The sequence below is a fragment of the Mycobacterium sp. H4Y genome (genome assembly GCF_000364405.1).
In the GTDB taxonomy this organism is placed as follows: domain Bacteria; phylum Actinomycetota; class Actinomycetes; order Mycobacteriales; family Mycobacteriaceae; genus Mycobacterium; species Mycobacterium intracellulare.
In genome coordinates this window covers 2,437,557-2,460,635 of sequence record NZ_AKIG01000001.1, presented here as the reverse complement: position 1 = coordinate 2,460,635, position 23,079 = coordinate 2,437,557, and the positions used below count along the sequence as shown (strand labels likewise).

The 23,079-nt window shown below is 70.2% G+C and carries 23 protein-coding genes; 14 read left to right on the top strand and 9 right to left on the bottom strand.

From position 1 onward, the window contains the following. Positions 1–40: 40 nt before the first annotated feature. The 4 genes from W7U_RS10775 to W7U_RS10760 all read left to right on the top strand — a co-directional run bounded on the left by W7U_RS10775 (position 41) and on the right by W7U_RS10760 (position 3,178). Complete coding sequence (locus W7U_RS10775; RefSeq protein WP_008257817.1) at positions 41–1,198, top strand: 8-amino-7-oxononanoate synthase; 1,158 nt, start codon at positions 41–43, stop codon at positions 1,196–1,198. A gap of 9 nt (positions 1,199–1,207) precedes the next feature. Continuing rightward, entirely contained in the window at positions 1,208–1,888 is a 681-nt protein-coding gene (gene bioD, locus W7U_RS10770) for a dethiobiotin synthase (protein ID WP_008257815.1), read from the top strand. Further along, the gene (locus tag W7U_RS10765) at positions 1,888–2,397 is read left to right on the top strand and encodes a 2'-5' RNA ligase family protein (RefSeq protein WP_008257812.1); all 510 of its coding nucleotides are present in this window, start codon (positions 1,888–1,890) and stop codon (positions 2,395–2,397) included. Before bioD ends, W7U_RS10765 begins: the two co-directional genes overlap by 1 nt. A 271-nt stretch (positions 2,398–2,668) precedes the next feature. After that, a complete protein-coding gene (locus tag W7U_RS10760; protein ID WP_008257809.1) occupies positions 2,669–3,178 on the top strand; it encodes an isoprenylcysteine carboxylmethyltransferase family protein in 510 nt (169 codons plus the stop codon). Positions 3,179–3,244: 66 nt separating this feature from the next. Here W7U_RS10760 and W7U_RS10755 read toward each other — a convergent pair whose 3' ends face one another. From W7U_RS10755 to W7U_RS10730, 6 genes are all read right to left on the bottom strand, one after another. Next, positions 3,245–4,660 (bottom strand): mechanosensitive ion channel family protein, encoded by a 1,416-nt coding sequence (locus W7U_RS10755; RefSeq protein WP_008257807.1) that lies wholly within the window; start codon positions 4,658–4,660, stop codon positions 3,245–3,247. A 10-nt stretch (positions 4,661–4,670) separates the two neighbouring features. Beyond that, positions 4,671–6,854 (bottom strand): adenylate/guanylate cyclase domain-containing protein, encoded by a 2,184-nt coding sequence (locus W7U_RS10750; protein ID WP_008257805.1) that lies wholly within the window; start codon positions 6,852–6,854, stop codon positions 4,671–4,673. 51 nt (positions 6,855–6,905) lie between these two features. After that, positions 6,906–8,270 (bottom strand): hypothetical protein, encoded by a 1,365-nt coding sequence (locus W7U_RS10745; protein ID WP_008257803.1) that lies wholly within the window; start codon positions 8,268–8,270, stop codon positions 6,906–6,908. Further along, on the bottom strand, positions 8,267–8,629 hold the full coding sequence (locus W7U_RS10740) for a hypothetical protein (RefSeq protein ID WP_008257802.1): 363 nt from the start codon (positions 8,627–8,629) through the stop codon (positions 8,267–8,269). Before W7U_RS10740 ends, W7U_RS10745 begins: the two co-directional genes overlap by 4 nt. Positions 8,630–8,633: 4 nt before the next feature. After that, a complete protein-coding gene (locus tag W7U_RS10735; protein WP_014382779.1) occupies positions 8,634–10,466 on the bottom strand; it encodes a hypothetical protein in 1,833 nt (610 codons plus the stop codon). Positions 10,467–10,579: 113 nt separating this feature from the next. Next, entirely contained in the window at positions 10,580–10,780 is a 201-nt protein-coding gene (locus W7U_RS10730; protein WP_008257797.1) for a hypothetical protein, read from the bottom strand. Positions 10,781–10,914: 134 nt separating this feature from the next. On the opposite strand from W7U_RS10730, the gene bioB reads away from it, so the two are divergent. The 3 genes from bioB to W7U_RS10715 are packed head-to-tail and all read left to right on the top strand — an operon-like array spanning position 10,915 to position 12,872. Further along, on the top strand, positions 10,915–11,952 hold the full coding sequence (bioB, locus tag W7U_RS10725; RefSeq protein WP_008257795.1) for a biotin synthase BioB: 1,038 nt from the start codon (positions 10,915–10,917) through the stop codon (positions 11,950–11,952). Between the two features lie 30 nt (positions 11,953–11,982). After that, positions 11,983–12,210, top strand: coding sequence for a hypothetical protein (locus tag W7U_RS10720; protein ID WP_008257787.1), 228 nt, complete (start codon positions 11,983–11,985; stop codon positions 12,208–12,210). Beyond that, positions 12,207–12,872 (top strand): DUF2567 domain-containing protein, encoded by a 666-nt coding sequence (locus tag W7U_RS10715; RefSeq protein WP_008257786.1) that lies wholly within the window; start codon positions 12,207–12,209, stop codon positions 12,870–12,872. The genes W7U_RS10720 and W7U_RS10715 overlap by 4 nt, the downstream gene beginning before the upstream one ends. On the opposite strand, the gene W7U_RS10710 is transcribed toward W7U_RS10715, so the two are convergent. Both W7U_RS10710 and W7U_RS10705 read right to left on the bottom strand, forming a co-directional pair. Beyond that, a complete protein-coding gene (locus W7U_RS10710) occupies positions 12,867–14,207 on the bottom strand; it encodes a lipase family protein (RefSeq protein ID WP_008257785.1) in 1,341 nt (446 codons plus the stop codon). The two genes, W7U_RS10715 and W7U_RS10710, sit on opposite strands and share 6 nt — an antisense overlap. A gap of 163 nt (positions 14,208–14,370) precedes the next feature. After that, a complete protein-coding gene (locus W7U_RS10705) occupies positions 14,371–15,096 on the bottom strand; it encodes an NUDIX domain-containing protein (RefSeq protein WP_008257784.1) in 726 nt (241 codons plus the stop codon). A gap of 45 nt (positions 15,097–15,141) precedes the next feature. Between W7U_RS10705 and nadA the strand changes: the two genes are divergently transcribed. Genes nadA through nadC form a run of 3 tightly spaced genes read left to right on the top strand, consistent with a single transcriptional unit; the run spans position 15,142 to position 18,634 of the window. Further along, on the top strand, positions 15,142–16,191 hold the full coding sequence (nadA, locus tag W7U_RS10700) for a quinolinate synthase NadA (protein WP_008257783.1): 1,050 nt from the start codon (positions 15,142–15,144) through the stop codon (positions 16,189–16,191). Further along, positions 16,188–17,777 (top strand): L-aspartate oxidase, encoded by a 1,590-nt coding sequence (locus tag W7U_RS10695; RefSeq protein WP_008257782.1) that lies wholly within the window; start codon positions 16,188–16,190, stop codon positions 17,775–17,777. The genes nadA and W7U_RS10695 overlap by 4 nt, the downstream gene beginning before the upstream one ends. Beyond that, positions 17,774–18,634, top strand: coding sequence for a carboxylating nicotinate-nucleotide diphosphorylase (gene nadC, locus W7U_RS10690; RefSeq protein ID WP_008257781.1), 861 nt, complete (start codon positions 17,774–17,776; stop codon positions 18,632–18,634). The genes W7U_RS10695 and nadC overlap by 4 nt, the downstream gene beginning before the upstream one ends. A 127-nt stretch (positions 18,635–18,761) precedes the next feature. Here nadC and W7U_RS10685 read toward each other — a convergent pair whose 3' ends face one another. Next, positions 18,762–19,184, bottom strand: coding sequence for a nitroreductase family deazaflavin-dependent oxidoreductase (locus W7U_RS10685; RefSeq protein ID WP_008257780.1), 423 nt, complete (start codon positions 19,182–19,184; stop codon positions 18,762–18,764). 108 nt (positions 19,185–19,292) lie between these two features. On the opposite strand from W7U_RS10685, the gene hisD reads away from it, so the two are divergent. The 4 genes from hisD to hisH are packed head-to-tail and all read left to right on the top strand — an operon-like array spanning position 19,293 to position 23,072. After that, entirely contained in the window at positions 19,293–20,696 is a 1,404-nt protein-coding gene (hisD, locus tag W7U_RS10680) for a histidinol dehydrogenase (protein WP_008257770.1), read from the top strand. Further along, on the top strand, positions 20,693–21,826 hold the full coding sequence (locus W7U_RS10675) for a histidinol-phosphate transaminase (RefSeq protein WP_008257769.1): 1,134 nt from the start codon (positions 20,693–20,695) through the stop codon (positions 21,824–21,826). The genes hisD and W7U_RS10675 overlap by 4 nt, the downstream gene beginning before the upstream one ends. Further along, a complete protein-coding gene (gene hisB, locus W7U_RS10670) occupies positions 21,823–22,455 on the top strand; it encodes an imidazoleglycerol-phosphate dehydratase HisB (RefSeq protein WP_008257768.1) in 633 nt (210 codons plus the stop codon). The genes W7U_RS10675 and hisB overlap by 4 nt, the downstream gene beginning before the upstream one ends. Then, on the top strand, positions 22,452–23,072 hold the full coding sequence (hisH, locus tag W7U_RS10665; RefSeq protein WP_008257767.1) for an imidazole glycerol phosphate synthase subunit HisH: 621 nt from the start codon (positions 22,452–22,454) through the stop codon (positions 23,070–23,072). The genes hisB and hisH overlap by 4 nt, the downstream gene beginning before the upstream one ends. The last annotated feature ends 7 nt before the right edge of the window (positions 23,073–23,079 follow it).

The window sequence follows — 23,079 nt, the reverse complement described above, 5'->3', positions numbered from 1 at the left end:
GCCGCGGCCGGGCTGGCGGTCGCCACTAGGCTGAGCCCCTATGAACGCCTCCCCGCGGGCACCGATCGACGTCTCCCCGCTGGCCTGGCTGGAGGCGGTGGAACGGCAGCGCCGCGAGGCCGGGCTGCGCCGCTCGCTGCGGCCGCGCCCCGCCGTGGCCACCGAGCTGGACCTGGCATCCAACGACTACCTGGGGTTGTCCCAACACCCCGACGTGATCGACGGTGGGGTCGCCGCGCTGCGCATGTGGGGCGCCGGGGCGACCGGGTCCCGCCTGGTCACCGGCGACACCGAGCTGCACGAGGAATTCGAGACCGAGCTCGCCGACTACGCCGGGGCGGCCGCGGGGTTGCTGTTCTCCTCGGGCTACGCGGCCAACCTGGGCGCCGTCGTCGGGCTGTCCGGCCGGGGTTCGCTGGTGGTGTCCGACGAGCTTTCGCACGCCTCGCTCGTCGACGCCTGCCGGCTGTCGCGGGCCCGGGTGGCGGTGACGCCGCATCGCGACGTCGGCGCCGTGGAGGCGGCGCTGCGGGCGCGCGACGAGGAACGCGCGGTCGTCCTCACTGAATCGGTGTTTTCCACCGACGGCGCCCTGGCGCCGCTTCGCGAACTGCACGACGTGTGCCGTCGGCATCGCGCCCTGCTCATCGTCGACGAGGCGCACGGCCTCGGGGTGCGCGGCGGCGGGCGCGGGCTGCTGCACGAGGTCGGGCTGGCCGGTGCGCCGGACGTGGTCATGACCACCACGCTGTCCAAGGCGCTGGGCAGCCAGGGCGGCGCGGTGCTCGGGCCGGCGTCGGTGCGCGCCCATCTGATCGATTCGGCGCGCACGTTCATCTTCGACACCGGCCTGGCCCCGGCGGCGGTGGGTGCCGCGCGCGCCGCGCTGCGGGTGCTGCGGGCCGAACCGTGGCGCCCGGACGCCGTGCTGCGCCATGCCGGCATCCTCGCGGAGGCCTGCGGGGTACGCGAGCTACCGCAGTCGGCGGTGGTGTCGGTGATCCTCGGCGACCCCGACGTGGCGGTGACCGCCGCGAGCGCCTGCCTGGACGCCGGTGTGCGGGTCGGATGCTTCCGGCCGCCGACCGTGCCCGCCGGCACCTCGCGGCTGCGGCTGACCGCGCGCGCGTCGCTGGACGACGCCGAGCTGGACCTCGCACGCCGGGTGCTCACCGACGTGCTCGCCGGGCTTGGCTAGGGCACCCCGGTGACGGTCCTGGTTGTTACCGGCACCGACACGGGGGTCGGCAAGACGGTCGTCACCGCGGCGCTGGCCTGCCACGCCCGCCGGGCCGGGATCGATGTGGCGGTGTGCAAACCGGTCCAGACCGGCACCGATGACGGTGACGACGACCTCGCGGAGGTGGGCCGGCTGTCCGGGGTGACCGAACTGGCCGGCTTCGCCCGGTATCCGCAGCCGCTGGCGCCGGTGGCCGCGGCCGAGCAGGCCGGGATGCCGCTGCCCACCCGCGAGCAGCTGCTGGGGCTCATCGGGGAGTTGGACCGGCCGGGGCGGCTGACGCTGGTCGAGGGCGCCGGGGGCCTACTGGTCGAACTCGGCGAAAACGGTGTCACCGCACGCGATCTCGCCGTCGCGCTCGCCGCCCCGGCGCTGGTGGTGGTCAGCCCGTCGCTGGGCACCCTCAACCACACCGCGCTCACGCTGGAATCACTTGCCGCGCACAATGTTTCGTGCGCCGGGCTGGTGATCGGGGCCTGGCCCCGGTGCCCCGGGGTGGTGGAGGCGTCCAACCGGTCCGCGCTGGCCCGGTTGGCCGCGGTGCGCGCCGCGCTGCCGGCGGGGGCGGCGTCGCTGGACGCGGCCGACTTCGCGGCGCTGTGCGCAGGCGCATTCGACCGCGACTGGGTCGCCACGCTGGCCGGCTGATGGTCCACTCCATCGAGCTGGTCTTCGACCGCGACACCGAGGCCGCGATCCGAAACATCTGGGAAGCGTTGGCGGCGGCGGGAATTCCCAGCCAAGCGCCGGCCAGCCGGCCGCACGTGACGCTGGCGGTGGCCGAGGGCATCGCCGCCGACGTCGACCCGTTGCTGGCCCCGCTGCGCAACCGGCTGCCGCTGGGCTGCCTCGTCGGCGCGCCGGTGTTGTTCGGCCGCAGCAGCGCAGTTTTCGCGCGGCTCGTGGTGCCGACCGGCGAGCTGCTGGCCCTGCACGCCCGGGTGCACGAGCTGTGCGCCCCGCATCTGGTGCCCGGCCCGATGCCCAACAGCCTGCCCGGTCAATGGACCGCGCATGTCACGATCGCCCGCCGGGTCGGCGGCGCCCAACTCGGCCGCGCGTTGCGCATCGCGGGCCGGCCCGCCCAGATCGACGGCAGCTTCGCGGGTTTGCGCCGCTGGGACGGCGACAAGAAGGTCGAGCACCTGATCGGTTAGTCGCGACCGCAAACGGCGGTGTGGCGGGGGGCGGGGGCCACCCGTCGGTGCATCGCACAGAAATTCTACGGTCGTTGACTTATCTCCGTCGATGTCGTTAGCTTGAGTGCGGAGAAACTCCGCAGTTGGGGAGTTATGCGGTGCCAGGTTTCACGACGGGTCGCGCGCCGGGGCATCAAGGCGCCCGACTTCCTGCGGCGGGACGCCGTCGCCGTATCTGGCGTGAAAACCATTGGGAACGTGCGAGTTACAGGCTCTGAGCGAAGGGAGCATGATGCGTACAACGACTGCGGCGCTAGGCAGCGCGGCGTTTTTTCTCGTCGCCCCGGGGACCGTCGCCGGACTGATCCCCTGGCTGATCACCGGCTGGCATTGCCGTCAACCGCTACCACACTGGGTGATTGCCCAGATCGTCGGGGTGCTGCTGATCTGTGTGGGCCTGGTGCCGGTGGTGTCGGCGTTTGCGGAGTTCGCCAAGGCGGGCGGCACCCCAGCACCAGTCGCGGCGCCCCGACGACTCGTCGTCAGTGCATTCAACCGGTATGTCCGCAATCCGATGTACGTCGGCCTGCTGGTGGTCATCGTCGGCCAGGCCCTGCTGTTCGGCAGCCTCGGCACGGCCGTCTACGCCGCGGTGATGTGGGCGGTGACGGCCTCGTTCGTGCGCTGGTACGAAGAACCCACCTTGCAGCGCCAATTCGGGACCGACTACGAGGCCTATCGGCAGGCGGTGCCCGCGTGGTTCCCGCGACTGCGCCCATGGACGCCCGGCCCGACATGACATCGCCCGCCGGGCGCGGCGCCCCGGCCGCACATCAGCGTTCGTCGCGCTGCGGCGCCGCGCGGCTCACGGGGTGGCCGACAGTGCGTACTCCTGCCCCATGGCCTCGTGCACCCTGGCGCGTCGCTCGTCGATGGCGCGGCCCAGGTCTTGCAGCAGCAGCGGCTTACTGGTCACCAATTCGACAAGATGATCGCGATCGATCTCCAGCGCGGTGATTTCGTCGACCGCCTGCGCGTCGGACAGGTTGGGCTGCCGGGTCAGCGCGGTCACCCCCAGGAACGAGCCCTCGTCCAGCCCGCCGACCGCAACCGCAGTTCCATCCCTGGCGGTGGCGGTCAACCGCACGCCGCCCGCGAGCAGAAACGTCATCTTGTCGGGAACCCGGCCGGCGTGCTCGACGATCTCGTTCGCCCCGTAGCGAACGATTTTGGCTTGCGATACCAGGGCCTGCTGGTCCGGTGGACTCAGGCGCAACGCGGGAGCCACCACGGTCCTGATGGCCCTCTCGATGCGCTCGGTCGTCGAGATGTCGTCCTCGGCGCCGTCGAGGCGCAGGCCTTCGCGCCGCGCGGCGTACCAGAGCCAACGCAGGAACGTCGCCTGCGCGGCGGAATCGTCGGCGGGCGACCGCAATCCGACGGTGAGGTGATACTCGGCGCCGCCTGCGGGCGTCGCGGCGGCCATTGCGTTGGGCCTGCGCTGCGGCAGCGCGTTGGCCACCCGTTCCAGCAGCGCGCAGACCCGGTCGGGTGGGTCGACCTCGGAAAACGTTGTGGTAAGTGCCAATTGGTGGCCGCCGGGCGGGCGGCTGAGGTTGGTGAACGAGGTCGTGGCCAGCACCGAGTTCGGGGTGATCTGTAGCCCGCGGCCGGTCTGGATGTGGACGGAGCGCCAGTTCGCCTCCACGATCCGTCCCCGGGCCGCGGGGGTGTCCAGCCAGTCGCCGATCCGGAATGGCTGTTCGAACAACATGAACAGCCCCGACACGATCTGGCCGACGGAATTCTGCAGCATCAGCCCGATCACCACCGAGGTGACACCCAGCGCGGTGAAAAGGCCGCCGACGCGCACGCCCCACACGTAGGAGAAGATGACCGCCAGCCCGATCCCGATAAGCACGAAGCGGGTCACGTCGAGGAAGATGCCCGGAATCCGTTGGCGCCACGTCCCTTGCGGTGCGCCCTCGAACATGGTCGCGTTGAGTCCGGACAGCAGCAGCACCAACACCACGAAGCCGAACACCGTCGCGAGAACCCGCACCGACGTGAACTGCGCCGGCATCCGCGCCACGTTGACCAGCAGCACCAACAGGGCGCCCAGGGGGATCACGTAGGTGCGCAACAGGAACGCGGGCCGGGCCAGCGGGCTGTTCTTGCGGGCCAGGCTCTGATGCCATTCGGTGAGGGCGATCAGCAGCAGCGGCAGGCCGACGACCACACCGGCGGCCCAGTACAGCGATGGCGAATCCAAGGATGTCACGGCCCTGCCCTTATCCTTCCGACAACTTCCAGATCTGTTGCTCGACGCCGGCGACGGTCACTGTGCCCGCCGGCGTGAATTGGCGGATGTCGCGCAGCGCCTCGTACACCGTGGAGGTGACAAAGATCCCCGTTTGCGTTGTGCTGCTGCGTGTTTGATGAGCAAGGTTGACCGCCGCGCCCCACATGTCGTAGACGATGCTGGATCGTCCGACCAGTCCGCTGATCACGTTTCCGGTGTTGATGCCGGCCCGCAGGTCCAGGTGGTAGCCCGTCCTGCCGTTGAAGCGCGCGATGATGTCCTTCATCTCGACGGCGAACTCGACGGTGCGGTGGACGCTGTCCAGGCGGGGGAAGTTCAGGCCGCAGCTGGCGAGGTAGCCGTTGTGCAGTGTGCGAATCGGCTCGATGCCAAGGGATTCGGCCGCCGAGTCGAGTTCCCGCACCAGCTCGTCGACGATGCCCACCAGTTCGCGTCCGGAAAGCTTGCCCGAGATCTCGTCGAGGCCCACGAGGTCGGCGAAGAGGACGGTGACGTCCTGGTGCTCTTCGGCGATCGTCTGTTCACCCTCGCGGTAACGCCTTGCGACCGGCTCGGGCATCAACGACCCGAGCAGCCGGTCGTTTTCCTTGCGTTGCTCGCCCAGCAGCTCTTCCTTGATCCGCAGGTTTCGGCTCATCTCGTTGAAAGCGGCCGTGAGTTCCCCGATTTCGTCGCGGGACGTGACCGGGATCGCGACGTCGTAATTGCCGGCGCCGATCTCCTGGGCGCCGGCCTGCAACCTGCGGATGGGTCGCACGAAGATCTGCGCGACCAGCAGCGCCGCCACACAGATCACGAAAACCATTGCGGTGGTGGTGATCACGAGGGTCTGGGTGAGCGACATGATCCGGGCGTTGGCCTCGGCGGTTTCCCTGGTCGCGACGATCGACCAGTGCAGGTCGGAATTGGGCACGGACAGCGGGGCGTAGGCGGCGAGTTCGCGCCGGCCCAGATAGCTGGTGTCGGTGAGGGTTCCCGTCTCTCCGCGGTCGGCGGCACGCACCGCCGCGGTGGCCACGGGCTGAACCAGCGTGGTGCCGCCCCACCTGATCGCCGTGTCGACGGCGGCCGGCCGGGTTCCGGCCGCGACCGCATCCCGTTTGTATCGCTGGGGGTCCTCGAGGAACAGCCGCGAATCCGAGCGCATCAGGTGGTCCGGACCGGCGAGATACGTTTCGGCGGTGTCGCCCATGCCCGCGGCCTTCCACTGCTTGTCGGCGGTCATGATCCGATTCACCTTGGCGATCGGCAGGGGCAGCGCCAGCACCCCGGCCGCGTTGCCGGGTGGACCGATCGGTGCCGTCAACCACGCGATGGGCTGACCGAGTTGAGCCTGATAGGGCGCGAAGTCGGTGATCCACACGAAATCCACCGAGTTGGCGGCCATCGCCTTCTCGTAGGCGTCGCGCAGGTTGGATTGGCGATACGGGCCGGTGCGGACGTTGGTACCCAGCGACGCGGATTTCTTCACGCTGTAGACGACGTTGCCGCGGGTGTCGAGCAGCAGCGCGTCCCGGTATTCGAATCGGGTTGCGATCTCGCGAAAGTAGTCGTTGAAGCGCGCGTTGGCGGCCGACCAGGCGCTGCCGTCGCCGGCGTCGTCGGGCGTGGGTGCCGACTTATCCGAGGACCGATTCGCCGCCACGGTGTAGTGCGCCTGCAGGTACTTCTGTGCGTTGTTGCTCGGCAGCACGGCGTCGAGTGCCAGCTTCTTGCCGGTGTCGCGCTCGATCGGTTCGATCAGCTTTTTGGTGTAGAAGTCCACCAGCGCGCGTTGCTGCCCGGGGTCGACGGGAGCGTTGGCCAGTTGGTCGAAGCCGGCGGTGAACTCGCGCACCGCGTCCAACGCGGTGGTTCCGTGGCTGTAGACGACCAGCGAATCCGACAGATCCGAGAACAGGGTCTCGATGGCCCGTTTCTGCGCCGCGCGCATCTGGGTCATCCGCTCGGAGGCCGCGGGCAACAGCGCGTTGCGCGCCGCGACGTATTCGACTGTTCCGATCACTCCCAGCGACGCCAGGCTGGCCACCAGCAGCATCAGCATCACCTTGGACTGAATGCTGAATCGGGACAGCGCTCGTAGGCGACGCCACGTCGTCCGGGCCGGGTTCTGCTCGTCCGGGGGGACCGGCTCGGTCGAGCGCCCCGCCATCAATCGAGTTCGGTCAGGGTTCGCGTTACGGAGGAGCGCACGCCGCAACGCCTACCCACCGAAGAGCAGATACAAACCGGTGAAGGTGTAGCCGACCATCAACAGCATCATGGTCAGCTGTCCGGTGAGCTGATGCCCGGCGGGCAGCAGTCGCAGGGCTTTGTCGTGGGCGGCGATCACCGCGACGATGTGCCCGGTGACCACGCAAATCACCTTGATCGCCGCCAGCAGCGGCGGATGCATGGACAACACGTAGGCCACGTGTAAGTGCGCCAGGCCGAACAGGTTCCAGCCGCGGCCGAACGGGTCGGCCAGCGCGAACACCGCCTGCTGTCCGCGCTCCACCAGATACGACAGGTAGTGCGCGAAGATGTAGCCCACCACGATCGGGATCAGCGAATGCGCCATCTGGCCGGGCAGCGCGCGGCGCCGCTCGCGGTCCACGCCGCCGGTGGCCCGCGCGGCCAACGAAAACGTCACCGCCACAACGGAAATGAAGACGATCAGCCCGGCGGTGCGTAGCGCCGACGACGCTAAAGTGGGGGACACGCCGACGTCTCGCGTGAGCCGATCGGCGAAGCCGCGCCAGGTCGGCGACGACGAGAAGCTGTCGAAGGCGGTGGACCCGAGCAGCACCGCCAGCAGCACGACGACGCCCGGACGCACCGGCAGCGACGGCAGATGGTCGAGCGGGTTGCCGACGACGATCCGCCCGGTCTCCCGATTGCGGCGAAACGGTGAGAGCCGGGAGACGGCCATGCTGTACACGCCGAACGGGTCGGCGCGCGCCAGCCAGCGCTGCCCGCACAGCCAGGCCCCGGCGAGCATCAGCACGGCGTAGGCGGCGATCCACGTCCTGATCCAGGGCAGCGACGCCGAGTTCGGGCTGGCCAGTTCCATCCAGACGAACGCGAACAGGCCGACCGCGGCGGGACGGTAGCCCCAGCCTTCCGGGTAGGACCGCCGCGGCCGGCCGATCCGCCGCGGCGTGACGCGGCGCAGCAGCAGGTACACCGTGCGCATGGGCGAAATCACCCGCCACACCGGCCCGAAGGCCAGCGACAGGGCCACCAGCCCGACCCACAGCAGCACGTAGAACGCGCCGAGCAGCGCGTTGGTCTCCGACTGGGGGCCCCAGATCCCGGCCGACACCGCCCACAGCGCGAACACCAGCGCCAGCGCCGCGGCCGCCCAGCGGCTCGCCCGGGCGTCGACGAAGACCGTCAGCGCCGCCGGCAAGGGCCTGCCCGGCTTCAGCGGATCGAACCGCGGTTGTCGCCAGGCGAAAGCGACCAGGGCGAAGGTGAACGTCAGCGCCCATGCCGCCCCGACCATCGCGTAGGCGTACGGCACCGGAAGGTCGCCCGACCCGCCGAGCCCATGCGCGAGCACCACCGCCGCGTGGGCGGAGGTCACGGCTGCACTTGGATGGTGGCGATGGTCCGGTCGAGGTGGTGCAGTTCCACCGCGACGTTGCCGGGCACCTCGACGGCGAAGTCAAACGTCTGGTGGGGCGCCGCCGCGACCTGGAACTTGTGATCGGGCGTCGAGTGCACGTGCAGCTCGTCGGTGGCGTCGCTGGTCACGTGCAGGGTGATCTGCTGGCGCACCTTGGCCTGCAGTGTGGCGTTGGTCGGGGTCACCTGATCGTGGGCGATGGTCACGTCGATCACCAGGGGAGCCGCCGGCGACTTGTCGGTGGAACCGCCGCAGGCGACCAGCCCGCAGACCAGCGCCGTCACCCACGCCGCGAGGAGAGTGCCGCGAATCGTCATCGCCCTACGCCGCCCGGGGAGCGGGCTGCTTGTCCTCGACGGGCTCCGGCTCGGTGACGGCGTTGCCGAGCCGCCCCGCACCCCACGTCAGGCCGGCGATGACCATCAGCGTCATGAAGAGCACCACGATCGAGCCGGCGGTGAACAGCCACACCGGCGCGTTCTGGTCGCGTTCGCGCTGCAGGATCGTGATCTCCTGCACGAACGGGCGGTTCATCGCCGGCAACGCCGGAACCTCGGGCGCCGGGATCGCCTCGTCGGCCGGTTCGTAGATCGGCACCGCGGTCATCGTGTAGCCGTCCTGAACCCGCAACAGCGTCTTCCACGTGCCCCACACCGGAAGCGGGCGCGTCGACCGGTAGTGCCCGGGACCCACCTGCTCGAGCTCGTCGATCTGTAGACCGCGATTGTTCTCCATCCGGCCTTGCCAGGACAGGATCGTCACCCACTCCGGATGCCGGCCGACCATGTCGGACGGTTGCAGTTGGACGTCGGCCGAGACCATGCGCTGCCCGGGCGCCGCGGGCAGATCGGTCAGCGTGATGGCGGCGTTGTTCTGGCGCGGCACGACGATGTGCAGGCCGTTGGCCACCGCGCCGCCGATCACCAGCACCGTGACCACCACCACCGAGATGCCGGCGGCGCGGCCGGGGAGCCGCTGGCCGGTGAGCACCATGCCGAACAGCGCGCCGCACATGCCCATCAGCACCGCGACCGGCACCGCCATGGCCAGCGCCTCGCCCCACATGCCGACCGGCCACGGGTAGTGGTAGACCGCCGCGATCCACAGCGACTCCAGCCACAGCCCGACGGTCCCCACACCGAGGCCCGCGACGGCGCCAAATGCGATGGGGCGCTTGATCAGCGGAGTCAGCGCGATCAACTCGACCGCGAGCGCGGGGCCGAGATACAGGGGGAACCAGTTGATCGGGGCCCCCAGGATCGGCCCGACCAGTAATGCCACACCACCGCGCAGCGCGATGGCGAAGACGGCCGCGATCAGGGCCGCACCCCGTCCCATGGTGATGCGGGCGGCCACCGCCGCCAGCGCCGCCGCGGCGGCGATCATCATGGGCTGCAGGACGAGGCGGAATTGCTCGACGCCGAAGTCGTATTCGATCTGATAGACCGACAAGCCGATGAACATGCCGCCGAACGACAGGTAGCGCAGGAACGTGATGAACGCGCCGTGCAGGACGTCGGCGCCCAGTTGGGCCTCACCCTCGCGCTCGAGCATCAGCACCGCGAACAGCGAGAAGCAGGCGCCGCCGATCATCATCAAATGCGTTGGGCCCCAAAGTGTTACGTCCTGGCCGAAGATGCGGTGCCAGATGTCGTCGAGCGGGAACCCGATCAGTGCGTACAGGCCGCAGCCGGCCATCAGCACACCGCCGACGGGGGCCTGCCAGTTCCGGGTGATGCGCACCGCCGCCGGGCCGGGCTGCTCGAAAGGCAGCACGACCGCCGTCATCCCGCCGAGGAAGATGCCGAACAGCCCGATGATGATGAAGTAGTGCGCCGGGTTGGCCAGCGGGCCGGGGTCGCGGCCGTTGCCGATATGCCAGCTGACGTCCCAGATGAAGCCGAACAGCGCGCAGATGATCGATGTGGTGAACACCAGCACCGGCAGGGCGACCCAGCTCGGTCGGTGGAATTTTTCGCCCACCTTGTCCGCGAGGCGGGCCAACCAGGTGATGCGGTGCGTGCGGTGGGCGTGGCCCACCCACAGCATCAGCAACGTGATCACCACCGCGGCGATCGAGAGCCCGATCACCTGGTCCAACCCCGCACCGCGCGCCGGTGCCTCAGCAACAATCGTCAGTTCATTCGGCCGCATCGTCGTGCCTCCCACTCGCGCCGGGCTGCCCCGGAAGATCCGATTGAAGTCAACCGCTTATTACTGTCAAGTAGGTTCGTGATTGTTTGTTTAATGCCCAGATCCGGCGCCCGTCAATCACGCTCTTGATCGGGCGTGTCGGGTTTCGACGCGTCGGAGGTGGCCTTGGTGGCGCTCGTGACGTTGCGGCCTTCGCGGCGGTCGCGCAGCGCGATGTACAGGATGACGGCGACGACGATCACCGCAGGCAGGAATGCCGGCGCCGCCAACAGCAGGTAGTGGTGCGCCAGGTATTCGACGTGCGGGGTCACCATGGTCGTATACCCAGGGATAGGCGGAGTTCTTCGGCCGTTACCCTACTTTGAACACCTTTTCATTCCGGCTGCCGCCACCACGGGGCAGATGTGTCCCCACGCGCGGACACGAGAAAGAGGCAAGGGAGTACCTGGTGACCCAAGCGGCAACCCGACCGACGGCCGAAACCGGCAACGGCGAGGACATCCTGGCGGTGGCCCGGCAGCAGGTGCTGGAGGACGGCCAGGGCCTGAGCCGCGACCAGGTCCTGCAGGTGTTGCGGCTGCCCGACGACCGGCTCGACGAACTGCTGGCGCTGGCCCACGAGGTGCGGATGCGCTGGTGTGGCCCCGAGGTCGAGGTCGAGGGCATCATCAGCCTCAAGACCGGCGGCTGCCCCGAAGACTGTCACTTCTGCGCGCAGTCCGGCCTGTTCGAATCGCCGGTGCGCAGCGCCCGGCTCGACATCCCCAGCCTGGTCGAGGCGGCCAAGCAGACCGCGAAGTCCGGCGCCACCGAGTTCTGCATCGTGGCCGCGGTTCGCGGTCCCGACGAGCGGTTGATGGCCCAGGTCGCGGCGGGCATCGAGGCGATCCGCAACGAGGTCGAGATCAACATCGCCTGCTCGCTGGGCATGCTGACCGCCGAGCAGGTGGAGCAGCTGGCGGCCATGGGTGTGCACCGCTACAACCACAACCTCGAGACCGCGCGCTCGTACTTCACCAACGTCGTGACCACCCACCTCTGGGAGGAGCGCTGGGAGACGCTGTCGATGGTGCGCGACGCCGGCATGGAGGTGTGCTGCGGCGGGATCCTGGGCATGGGCGAATCCCTTGAGCAGCGCGCCGAATTCGCCGCCGAACTCGCCGAACTCGGCCCCGACGAGGTCCCGCTGAACTTCTTCAACCCCCGGCCGGGCACGCCGTTCGGCGACCTGGAGGTGCTGCCGGCCAGCGAGGCGTTGAAGTCCGTCGGCGCGTTCCGGCTGGCGCTGCCGCGCGTCATGCTGCGCTTCGCCGGCGGCCGCGAGATCACCCTGGGCGACCTCGGCGCCAAGAAGGGCATGCTGGGCGGCATCAACGCCGTGATCGTCGGCAACTACCTGACCACGCTGGGCCGCCCGGCCGAATCCGACCTGGAATTGCTCGGCGACCTGCAGATGCCCCTCAAGGGGCTCAACGCCAGTTTGTAAGCGACTCGCCGCGGCTAGGGTTGGACACTTGTGGTTGGCGATCTGGGTGCTGCGGTCAGCGCCGGCGTCTACAACGTCTACACCGGCGAGTTAGGGGGCACCGCCGTGCCGACAGCGGCTCAGCTGGGCCTCGAGCCGCCCCGGTTCTGCGCGGCGTGCGGGCGCCGGATGGTGGTGCAGGTCCGCCCCGACGGGTGGCGGGCGCGCTGCTCGCGCCACGGTGAGGTCGACTCCGCCGACCTGGAGGCGCAACGGTGAGCGAGCAGGCCACCCCGGACGTCCCGGCCCCGCCCGTCGCCGTAACCCGCCGGGCGCGGGTGCGCGCGCTCGTGCTCGTCGCGGCTGGCTCGGCGGTGACCGGTCTGCTGATCGGCGCGCTGTGGGCGTGGATCGCGCCGCCGATCCGCGCCGTGGTGGCGCTCACCCGCTCCGGCGAGCGGGTGCATGACTATCTGGGCAACGAGTCCGAGCATTTCTTCGTCGCCCCCGCCCTGATGCTGGGCCTGTTGACCGTGCTGGCGGTGGTCGCGTCCGTGTGGGCGTGGCAATGGCAACAGCACCGCGGCCCGGGAATGGTCGTCGCCCTGTCGGTCGGCATGCTGACCGCCGCCGCCGCGGCCGCCGCGGTCGGGGCGGGGCTGGTGCGGGTCGCCTACGGCGCCTTGGACTTCGACGCGGTGCCGCTGAGCAAGAGCCCGTCCGTCGCCTACGTCACCCAGGCGCCGCCGGTGTTCTTCTCCGACCGTCCCCTGCAGATCGCGGTCAGCCTGATGTGGCCGGTGGGCGTCGCCGCGCTGGTGTACGCCGTGCGGGTGGCTGCGGACGCCCGTGACGACCTGGGGGCGCTGCCCCCGGAGCGCCGGGCCTCCGCCGCGCTGCCCGTGGGACGGGGCGGCGCGGCGGAAGCGGCCGTGTCATAGCGGACGGCGGCGAATCCTGCGGCCCGTGACCACCTTGGCCGCGATTTTGAACAGCCGGGCCATGCCGATGTAGGTCATCGGGTTGAACATCGTCGGCCAGGTGGTTCGCACCAGGTGCTCGGTCAGCGGGCGACCCTCGAAGCGGTCCGTCAGCCAGCGCAAGGTCATCGGCGCCGACAGCGGGTGCAGCATCATGTGTTCGTTGAACGCGTCGCGGTGGTAGGTGACCCGCGCACCGCCCGCCGAATAGGCGTCGGCCAGCACGTCGATGTCGTGGACGTCGATCAGGTAGTCGTGCACGGCCTGCACGATCAGCACCGGTGGCGTCGGGACCGCGGCGCCCAGCTTGATGTGGTCGAAGACGTACGAGACTTCCGGGGTGGACAGGATCTTCTCGAGCGGCTCGTCGAGATAGTCGCCCATGTTCTTGCCGGCCATGCGGACGACGGCCCCGACGGTCGTCATCTTCTCCAGCGAGTCGAGCAGGGCGCGCCCCTCCTCGTTGGCGTGCTCCTTGATCACCCGGTCCAGATCGGGATAGATGTGCGCGAGCGCGGCCACCACCAGCGCGGGCAAGCCCGACAGGAAGCTGCCGTTGAGCCGCCGGAAGGTGTTGCCCAGGTCCCCGACGGGCGAGCCGAGCACCGCGCCCACGATGTCGAGTTCCGGCGCGTATTCGGCGCACACCTCGGCGGCCCATGCGCTGGCCAGGCCGCCCCCGGAGTACCCCCACAGCCCGATCGGGGCCGACTTGGACAGCCCGAGCCGCTCGGAGCCCAGCGCGGCCCGGATGCCGTCCAGGACCCGGTAGCCGGGCTCATACGGCGCCCCCCACAAGCCGCGCAGGCCTTCGTGGTCGGGCACGGAGACGGCCCAGCCCTCGGCGACGGCGGCGGCGATCAGGAAGAGCTCGAACTGGCCGATCGCCCCGAACGCCTTCGCCCGGCGGCGCAGCGCATAGGACGGGAAGCAGCGCGACGACACGGCGTCGATCGCGCACTGGTACGACAGCACCGGGCAGGGACGCCCCGGGGCGAGGTCGGTCGGGACGATCACCGTCGTCGCGGTCGCCTCCGGCTGGCCGTGCATGTCCATGGTCCGGTAGAGCAGCTGGACGGCCTTGATGGGCTGCGGGATCAGGCCGAGGAATGCCAACTCGACGTCGCGCGAGCGCAGCACCGTCCCGGGCTCGGCGTGCTGGAATCCCAGCGGCGGCTGGTAGAACGGGTCGTCCGAGGGCAGCAGCGGACGCACCTTGGGCTGCAGTTCCTCGTGGGGCGGCCGGGCGATCCATTCCGCGCCATGCGTGCCTGCCAGGTTGCCGAGCTCAGCCATTGAGGCTCCCTTCGTGGCCACCCGGCATTCTCGCGTACGAACGGCAGGTAACCAAAACGTCATCGCCGCGCTGTGAGCGACTTCTCGTCACCTGCGGGCGGGCCAGACACGTCACGGGTGCCGACCGGATGGCGCGTCGCTGCAACGACGCGTTCGGGTAAGCCTAGCCGGGGACCCCGGGCGGCCTGAGCGCGGCGAATTCGTCGGTGACCCGCAACGCGGCGTCGGTGAACCGGTACAGCGCGGCCGGGCGCCCGCCGCTGCGGCCGGATTGCGCGATGGTGCCGGTCGCGGTGATGACGCCGCGCCGCGCCAGCACCCGCTGCAGGTTCGTCGCGTCGACCTGATACCCCAGCGCCGCTCCGTAGATGTCGCGCAGCGTGGAGAGCGCGAATTCCCTTGGCGCCAAAGCGAACCCGATGTTGGTGTAGGACAGTTTGGCGTTCAGCCGGGTGCGGGCGTGATCCACCATCGGGGCGTGGTCGAAGGCCATCGGTGGCAGGCGGTTCACCGGGTGCCAGCGGGTGTCCGGCGGGAGCTCGGGGCTGGCGGGGGAGGGCACCAGGCCCAGGAAGGTGGACGCGATCACCCGGGCGCCCGGCACCCGGTGCGGGTCGGAGAACACCGCGAGCTGTTCCAGATGGGCCAGCTCCTTGAGGTCGACCTTCTCGGCGAGCTGGCGGCGCACCGAGGTGATCATGTCCTCGTCGTTGCGGACCTGCCCGCCCGGCAGCGACCACGCGCCGCGTTGCGGGTCCTTGGCGCGCTGCCATAACAGCACGTTCAGCTGCGGTTTCGCCGTCGGTCGCCCCTTGGCAACCTCGTCGGTGACTTCGCGAACCTGGAACACGACCGCGAGCACTTCGTGGGCGGTGCTACGATGGGCCATGTTTTCGATTATAAGTCGAAAACCTCCTGGCTGAAAGGAGCCCCCATGACGGTGATCAATCGCATGGACACGCTCGCCGAAGACATGGTTGCCGACATCACGAATTCGCCCACCGGCTACGCCGGCGTGGTCGCCGATGCGCAGTGGGCCGCCGAGATTCGCCGACTGGCGAAGTTGCGCGGCGCCACCGTGCTCGCGCACAACTACCAGCTGCCCGAGATCCAGGACGTCGCCGACCACGTGGGCGACTCGCTGGCGCTGTCGCGGATCGCCGCCGAGGCGGCCGAGGACACCATCGTGTTCTGCGGCGTGCACTTCATGGCCGAGACGGCCAAGATGCTCAGCCCCGACAAGACGGTGCTCATCCCGGATCAGCGCGCCGGCTGCTCGCTGGCCGATTCGATCACCGCCGACGAGTTACGCGCGTGGAAGGACGAGCACCCCGGCGCGGTCGTCGTCTCCTACGTCAACACGACGGCGGCGGTCAAGGCGCTCACCGACATCTGCTGCACGTCGTCCAACGCGGTCGACGTCGTCGAGTCCATCGACCCGGACCGCGAGGTGCTGTTCTGCCCGGATCAGTTCCTCGGCGCCCACGTGCGCCGGGTCACCGGCCGCAAGAATTTGCACGTGTGGGCCGGCGAATGCCACGTGCACGCGGGGATCAACGGCGACGAACTGGGCGACCAGGCCCGCGCGAATCCCGACGCCGAGCTGTTCGTGCACCCCGAATGTGGTTGCGCCACATCGGCCCTCTACCTCGCCGGCGAAGGCGCGTTCCCCCCGGACCGGGTGAAGATCTTGTCCACCGGCGGCATGCTCGACGCCGCGACCCAGACCAACGCGCGAAAAGTGTTGGTGGCCACCGAGGTCGGCATGCTCTATCAGCTGCGGCGGGCCGCGCCGCAGGTCGACTTCCGCGCCGTCAACGACCGCGCCTCCTGCAAGTTCATGAAGATGATCACCCCGGCGGCCCTGCTGCGCTGCCTCGTCGAGGGGGCCGACGAAGTCGACGTCGACCCCGACATCGCGGCCGCCGGCCGGCGCAGCGTGCAGCGCATGATCGAGATCGGCCAGCCGGGCGGTGGCGAATGACCGCCCGTCCCCAGTGGACTGACAGCGCCGACGTCGTCGTGATCGGCACCGGTGTCGCGGGATTGGCCGCCGCGCTGGCCGCCCACCGGGCCGGGCGCCGCGTCGTCGTGCTGAGCAAGGCCGATCAGGCGCGCGGCGCGACGGCGACCCACTACGCGCAGGGCGGCATCGCAGTCGTCCTGCCCGACAACGACGACTCGGTCGAGGCGCACGTCGCCGACACCGTGGTCGCCGGGGCGGGCCTGTGCGATCCGCAGGCGGTCTACTCGATCGTCGCCGACGGGTACGCGGCCGTGACCGAATTGGTCGGCGACGGAGCACGATTCGACGAATCCGCGCCCGGCCAGTGGGCGCTGACGCGCGAAGGCGGTCACTCGCGGCGGCGCATCGTGCACGCCGGGGGTGACGCCACCGGCGCCGAGGTGCAGCGCGCACTCGACCACGCCGCGCGCACGCTGGACATCCGCACCGGGCACGTGGCCCTGCGCGTGCTGCACGACGGCGCGGCCGTGACCGGCGTCCTGGTGGGCAACCCGCAGGGATACGGAATCATCGGCGCGCCCTCGGTGATCATTGCCAGCGGGGGGCTCGGGCACCTGTACGGCGCGACCACCAACCCGGAGGGATCCACCGGCGACGGAATCGCGTTGGGCCTGTGGGCCGGCGTCGCGGTCAGCGATCTCGAGTTCATCCAGTTCCACCCCACGATGCTCTTCGCGCCCGGGGCCGCCGGCGGGCGGCGCCCGCTGGTCACCGAGGCCATCCGCGGAGAGGGCGCCAGACTGATTGACCGGCAAGGGGATTCGGTAACCGCCGGTGTTCATCCGATGGGCGACCTGGCCCCCCGCGATGTCGTCGCCGCGGCCATCGACGCGCGGATGAAGGCCACCGGTGACCCGTGCGTCTTCCTCGACGCCCGCCACATCGGGGACTTCGCCAACCGGTTCCCGACGGTGACGGCCGCCTGCCGGGCCGCTGGCGTCGACCCCGTCCGTCAACCCATTCCCGTTGTGCCCGGGGCGCATTACAGCTGCGGGGGCATCGTCACCGACGTGTGCGGCCAAACCGAGCTGCCCGGGTTGTTCGCCGCCGGTGAGGTCGCCCGTACCGGCCTGCACGGCGCCAACCGGTTGGCGTCCAACAGCCTGTTGGAAGGTTTGGTGGTCGGTGGCCGCGCCGGCAGGGCGGCGGCCGCGCACGCCGCGGCGGCCGGGCCCGCCCGGGCGGTCGCACCCGAGCCCGCTGAGCCGCTTGCGCACACCGCGCCCGAGCGCACCGAGCTGCAGCGCGCGATGAGCCGCGACGCGTCGGTGGTGCGCGACGCCGCCGGGCTGACCCGGCTGTCCACCACGCTGTCGCGGGCCAAGGCGCGCGCCGTGGCGGGTCGTCGCGACTTCGAGGACGTCGCGCTGGCCGTCGCCGCCCGCGCGGTGACGGCCGCGGCCCTGGCCCGCACCGAAAGCCGGGGCTGCCACCACCGCGAGGAACACCCGCAGACCGTGGCCGAACAGGCGCGCAGCAACGTGCTGCGACTGGCCGACGACCAGAACTCGGTGCTGGTGGAGGCCTTGGCGGCGGTCGTATGACCTCGATGTCCGACTGCGAACTCACCGCCGCGCGCGAAACCATCCGGCGCGGCCTGGTCGAGGACCTGCGCTACGGCCCCGACGTCACCACGCTGGCGACGGTGCCCGCCGACGCGGTGGCCACCGCGTCCATGGTGCCCCGGCAGCCCGGCGTGATCGCCGGCATCGACATCGCGCTGCTGGTGCTCGACGAGGTGCTCGGCGCGCGCGGCTACCAGGTCATCGACCGCGTCGAGGACGGCGCCCGGCTGCAGGCGGGGCAGCCCGTGCTGACGGTGCGGGCCGAAACCCGCGGCCTGCTGACCGCCGAGCGGACCATGCTGAACCTCATCTGCCACCTGTCGGGGATCGCCACCACCACCGCGCACTGGGCGGCCGCCGTGGACGGCACCAAGGCCAAGGTGCGCGACACCCGCAAAACCCTGCCGGGCCTGCGGGTGTTGCAGAAATATGCGGTGCGCGTCGGCGGGGGCGTCAACCACCGCCTCGGGCTCGGCGATGCCGCGCTGATCAAAGACAACCACGTGGTGGCGGCGGGCTCGGTGGTCGAGGCGTTGCGCGCGGTCCGCGACGCGGCGCCGGACCTGCCGTGTGAGGTGGAAGTGGATTCACTCGAGCAGCTCGACGAGGTGCTGCCCGAAAAGCCCGAGCTGATCTTGCTGGACAACTTCCCGGTGTGGCAGACGCAGATGGCGGTGCAACGCCGGGATGCGCGCGCGCCGGCCGTCCTGCTCGAGTCCTCCGGCGGCCTCAGCCTGGAAAACGCCGCCGCCTACGCCGCGACCGGGGTGGACTACCTGGCCGTCGGCGCGCTGACACATTCGGTGGGGGTGCTCGACATCGGCCTGGATATGTAGCGCGGCCGCATCGGGTGTGAAACCTGGGCGTTGAGTGTGAATCGTCGGCGCGATTCTTCGGCGTGTCGCCGCCGTGGCCGCACACTGAAAGCCACTGGCGCACACTCAAACTCGGCGCGCCCCGGTCTCAGGCGATGTCGGCGACGAAAACCCCGATCCGGCGCAGCTGCATGCGCGCCAACGCCGGCAGCCCTTGGACGTCGGGGCCGTCGGAGCCGGCGGGCAGGATCCGCGGGTTGATGAGGTGGAGCACGCGGTTGCGGCTCAACTCCACGTCCGCCTCGCCCGCGGCCAGCACGTTCTTCACCCAGTTCGTCTTGCCGTGGCCCAGCGCGATCGCCAGGGTGTTGCCCTTGCGGTACGTGGTCACGATGGTCTCGTAGGGCTTGCCGGAGGTACGGCCACGGTGCTTGATCGTCGCGGTGCCGGGCAGGTAGCGCACGATCGGCTTGACCGCCGGGTTGAAGTACTTGATCTGGAAGCGCTCGAACCAGGGCGGGAAGACCATCGGGACGCCGGGGGCGTTGTTGGGGTGATCCTTGGCGGACATGGCGGCTCCCTGGGTCGGCTCTATCGTCTCAGCGTCATTTCAGCGCGGGGCATGGCCTCTTCACCGGCACACTACCGGTCGGATATCGATTTGAGTTCCTCTGGGACAATGGACACCGTGAGCACCATCCGACCGTCGCCGATGGCCCGTATCGACCTGCGGGGCGCGGAATTGACGGCTGCCCGTTTGCGGGCGGCGCTGCCGCGTGGCGGTGCCGACGTGGAGGCGGTGCTGCCCAAGGTGCGCCCGATCGTGCAGGCCGTCGCGGAGCGCGGCGCCGAGGCCGCCCTCGAATTCGGGGAGTCCTTCGACGGGGTGCGGCCCCCGGCCGTCCGGGTGCCCGCGGAGGCGCTCGAGAAGGCCCTGGCCGAACTGGACGCGGCGGTCGCCGAGGCCCTGCGCGTGATGATCGAGCGCACCCGCGCGGTGCACGCCGACCAGCGCCGCACCGACGTGACGACGACGCTCGGCCCGGGCGCGACGGTCACCGAGCGGTGGGTACCGGTCGAGCGGGTGGGCCTCTACGTGCCCGGCGGCAACGCCGTCTACCCGTCCAGCGTCGTGATGAACGTGGTGCCGGCGCAGGCCGCCGGCGTCGCCTCGCTGGTGGTGGCCAGCCCGCCGCAGGCCCAGTTCGGCGGCCTGCCGCACCCGACCATCCTGGCAGCGGCCCGGCTGCTGGGCGTCGACGAGGTGTGGGCCGTCGGCGGCGCGCAGGCGGTGGCGCTGCTGGCCTACGGCGGCACCGATACCGGGGCCGAATGGCCCGGCTTCTCCTCGGATCGCGCACGATCCGCATCGTCGCCGGGGGCAGACGCCGAGTTGGCGCCTGTCGACATGATCACCGGGCCGGGCAACATCTACGTCACCGCCGCCAAGCGGCTGTGCCGTTCGCGGGTCGGCATCGACGCCGAGGCCGGGCCGACGGAGATCGCGATCCTGGCCGATAACACCGCCGACCCCGCACACGTGGCCGCCGACATGATTAGCCAGGCCGAACACGACGAGATGGCCGGCAGCGTGCTGGTGACCCCCAGCGAAGACCTGGCCGCGGCCACCGACAAGGAACTGGCCGCCCAGTTGCGGACGACCGTGCACCGCGAGCGGGTGACCGCCGCCCTGGGCGGGCGTCAGTCGGCGATCATCCTGGTCGACGACGTGGACGCCGGCGTCAAGGTCGTCAACGCCTACGCCGCCGAACACCTGGAGATCCAGACCGCCGACGCGGCGAGCGTGGCCGGGCGAATACGCGCGGCGGGAGCCATTTTCGTCGGCCCGTATGCGCCGGTGAGCCTCGGGGACTACTGCGCCGGATCCAATCACGTCCTGCCGACCGCCGGCTGCGCGCGGCATTCCAGCGGCCTGTCCGTGCAGACCTTCCTGCGCGGCATCCACGTCGTCGACTACACCGAGGCGGCGCTCAAAGACGTGTCCGGGCACGTGATCACGCTCGCCGAGGCCGAGGACCTGCCGGCGCACGGCGAGGCGGTACGGCGGAGGTTCGAGCGATGACCGGGCCGCGGCAACCGACACTGGACGACCTGCCGCTGCGCGACGACCTGCGTGGCAAGTCGCCCTATGGCGCACCGCAATTGGCGGTCCCGGTGCGGCTGAACACCAACGAGAACCCGCACCCGCCCAGCAAGGCGCTGGTGGACGACGTGGTGCGCTCGGTCGCCGACGCCGCCGCCGACCTGCACCGCTACCCCGACCGCGACGCGGTCGCCCTGCGGACCGATCTGGCCGAATACCTCAGCGCCCAGACCGGCGTTGCACTCGGGGTCGAAAACCTCTGGGCGGCAAACGGTTCCAACGAGATCCTGCAGCAACTGCTGCAGGCGTTCGGCGGCCCGGGGCGCACGGCGATCGGGTTCGTTCCCTCCTACTCGATGCACCCGATCATCTCCGACGGCACCCGCACCGAATGGTTGCAGGCCGCCCGGGCCGACGACTTCAGCCTGGACGTCGAGGCCGCCGTCGCCGCCATCACCGACCGCCAACCCGACGTGGTGTTCGTCGCCAGCCCGAACAACCCGTCCGGGCAGAGTGTTTCGCTGCCGGATCTGCGGCGGCTGCTCGACGTGGTGCCCGGCATCCTGATCGTCGACGAGGCCTACGGCGAATTCTCGTCGGAGCCCAGCGCGGTGGCGCTGGTGGGGGAGTATCCGACCAAGCTCATCGTCTCGCGCACCATGAGCAAGGCGTTCGCCTTCGCCGGGGGACGGCTCGGCTATCTGATCGCCACGCCGGCGGTGATCGACGCGATGCTGCTGGTGCGGCTGCCGTATCACCTGTCGTCGGTCACCCAAGCCGCCGCGCGCGCCGCGCTGCGGCACGCCGACGACACGCTGGGCAGCGTCGCGGCGCTCATCGCCGAGCGCGAACGCGTGGGGGCGGCGTTGACCCGCCTGGGTTTTCGGGTGATCCCCAGCGACGCCAACTTCGTGCTGTTCGGGGAGTTCGCCGACGCGCCGGCCACCTGGCAGCGCTATCTGGATGCCGGCGTCCTGATCCGCGATGTCGGAATCCCCGGCTATCTACGGGTCACCACCGGCCTGGTCGAGGAGAACGACGCCTTCCTGCGGGCCAGCGCCCAGATCGCCGCCACCGAGCCGGCCCCCGTCAACGTAGGAGCGCCATGACCGCCGTCAACACCGACAAAGCCGCCCGCCGTGCGCGCGTCGAGCGCCGCACCAAGGAATCCGACATCGTCATCGACCTCGACCTCGACGGCACCGGCCAGGTCGACGTCGACACCGGGGTGCCGTTCTACGACCACATGCTTACCGCGCTGGGCAGTCACGCCAGCTTCGACCTGACGGTGCGCACCAAGGGTGACGTCGAGATCGAGGGCCATCACACCATCGAGGACACCGCCATCGCGCTGGGGCAGGCGCTCGGCCAGGCCCTGGGCGACAAGCGGGGCATCCGCCGGTTCGGGGACGCCTTCATCCCGATGGACGAGACGCTGGCCCACGCGGCGGTCGACGTGTCCGGCCGGCCCTACTGTGTGCACAGCGGGGAGCCGGATCACCTGCAGCACACCACGATCGCCGGCAATTCGGTGCCCTATCACACCGTCATCAACCGGCACGTGTTCGAGTCGCTCGCCATGAACGCGCGCATCGCGCTGCACGTCCGCGTTCTGTATGGGCGCGACCCGCACCACATCACCGAGGCCGAGTACAAGGCCGTGGCCCGCGCGCTGCGCCAGGCGGTGGAGCCCGACCCCCGGGTGTCGGGCGTGCCGTCCACCAAAGGTGTTCTGTGACAAAGAAATCGGTTGTTGTCCTCGATTACGGCTCGGGCAACCTGCGGTCGGCTCAGCGCGCCCTCGAGCGGGTCGGTGCGTCGGTCGAGGTGACCGCCGACGCCGGAGCCGCGGCCGCGGCCGACGGCCTGGTGGTGCCCGGCGTCGGCGCGTACGAGGCCTGCATGACGGGGCTGCGCACGATCAACGGGGACCGCATCATCGCCGATCGGGTCGCGGCCGGGCGTCCGGTGCTGGGCGTGTGCGTCGGGATGCAGATCCTGTTCGCCCGCGGCGTCGAGTTCAGCGTGGAGACCGAAGGGTGCGGGCAGTGGCCGGGATACGTGACGCGGCTGCAGGCGCCGGTGATCCCGCACATGGGTTGGAACGTCGTCGATTCCGGGCCCGGCAGCGTCCTGTTCAAGGGGCTCGACGCGGACACCCGGTTCTACTTCGTGCACTCCTACGCCGCCCAGCAGTGGGAGGGATCGCCCGATGCGGTGCTGACCTGGGCCACCCACGAGGGGCCTTTCCTGGCCGCGGTCGAGGAAGGGCCGTTGTCGGCCACCCAGTTTCACCCGGAGAAAAGCGGAGATGCCGGCGCGGCCGTCTTGAGCAATTGGGTCCAGGCACTGTGATGGCTTC

Excerpts from the sequence above, each read along its gene's own strand:
- W7U_RS10710 (WP_008257785.1), bottom strand. The coding sequence starts at position 14,207 with ATGGCTGAGCTCGGCAACCTGGCAGGCACGCATGGCGCGGAATGGATC.
- nadC (WP_008257781.1), top strand. The coding sequence starts at position 17,774 with ATGACCTCGATGTCCGACTGCGAACTCACCGCCGCGCGCGAAACCATC.
- hisD (WP_008257770.1), top strand. The coding sequence starts at position 19,293 with ATGGACACCGTGAGCACCATCCGACCGTCGCCGATGGCCCGTATCGAC.
- hisB (WP_008257768.1), top strand. The coding sequence starts at position 21,823 with ATGACCGCCGTCAACACCGACAAAGCCGCCCGCCGTGCGCGCGTCGAG.
- W7U_RS10705 (WP_008257784.1), bottom strand. The coding sequence starts at position 15,096 with ATGGCCCATCGTAGCACCGCCCACGAAGTGCTCGCGGTCGTGTTCCAG.
- W7U_RS10760 (WP_008257809.1), top strand. The coding sequence starts at position 2,669 with ATGATGCGTACAACGACTGCGGCGCTAGGCAGCGCGGCGTTTTTTCTC.
- W7U_RS10775 (WP_008257817.1), top strand. The coding sequence starts at position 41 with ATGAACGCCTCCCCGCGGGCACCGATCGACGTCTCCCCGCTGGCCTGG.
- nadA (WP_008257783.1), top strand. The coding sequence starts at position 15,142 with ATGACGGTGATCAATCGCATGGACACGCTCGCCGAAGACATGGTTGCC.
- W7U_RS10730 (WP_008257797.1), bottom strand. The coding sequence starts at position 10,780 with ATGGTGACCCCGCACGTCGAATACCTGGCGCACCACTACCTGCTGTTG.
- W7U_RS10750 (WP_008257805.1), bottom strand. The coding sequence starts at position 6,854 with ATGGCGGGGCGCTCGACCGAGCCGGTCCCCCCGGACGAGCAGAACCCG.
- W7U_RS10675 (WP_008257769.1), top strand. The coding sequence starts at position 20,693 with ATGACCGGGCCGCGGCAACCGACACTGGACGACCTGCCGCTGCGCGAC.
- W7U_RS10685 (WP_008257780.1), bottom strand. The coding sequence starts at position 19,184 with ATGTCCGCCAAGGATCACCCCAACAACGCCCCCGGCGTCCCGATGGTC.
- W7U_RS10695 (WP_008257782.1), top strand. The coding sequence starts at position 16,188 with ATGACCGCCCGTCCCCAGTGGACTGACAGCGCCGACGTCGTCGTGATC.
- W7U_RS10765 (WP_008257812.1), top strand. The coding sequence starts at position 1,888 with ATGGTCCACTCCATCGAGCTGGTCTTCGACCGCGACACCGAGGCCGCG.
- W7U_RS10735 (WP_014382779.1), bottom strand. The coding sequence starts at position 10,466 with ATGCGGCCGAATGAACTGACGATTGTTGCTGAGGCACCGGCGCGCGGT.
- W7U_RS10740 (WP_008257802.1), bottom strand. The coding sequence starts at position 8,629 with ATGACGATTCGCGGCACTCTCCTCGCGGCGTGGGTGACGGCGCTGGTC.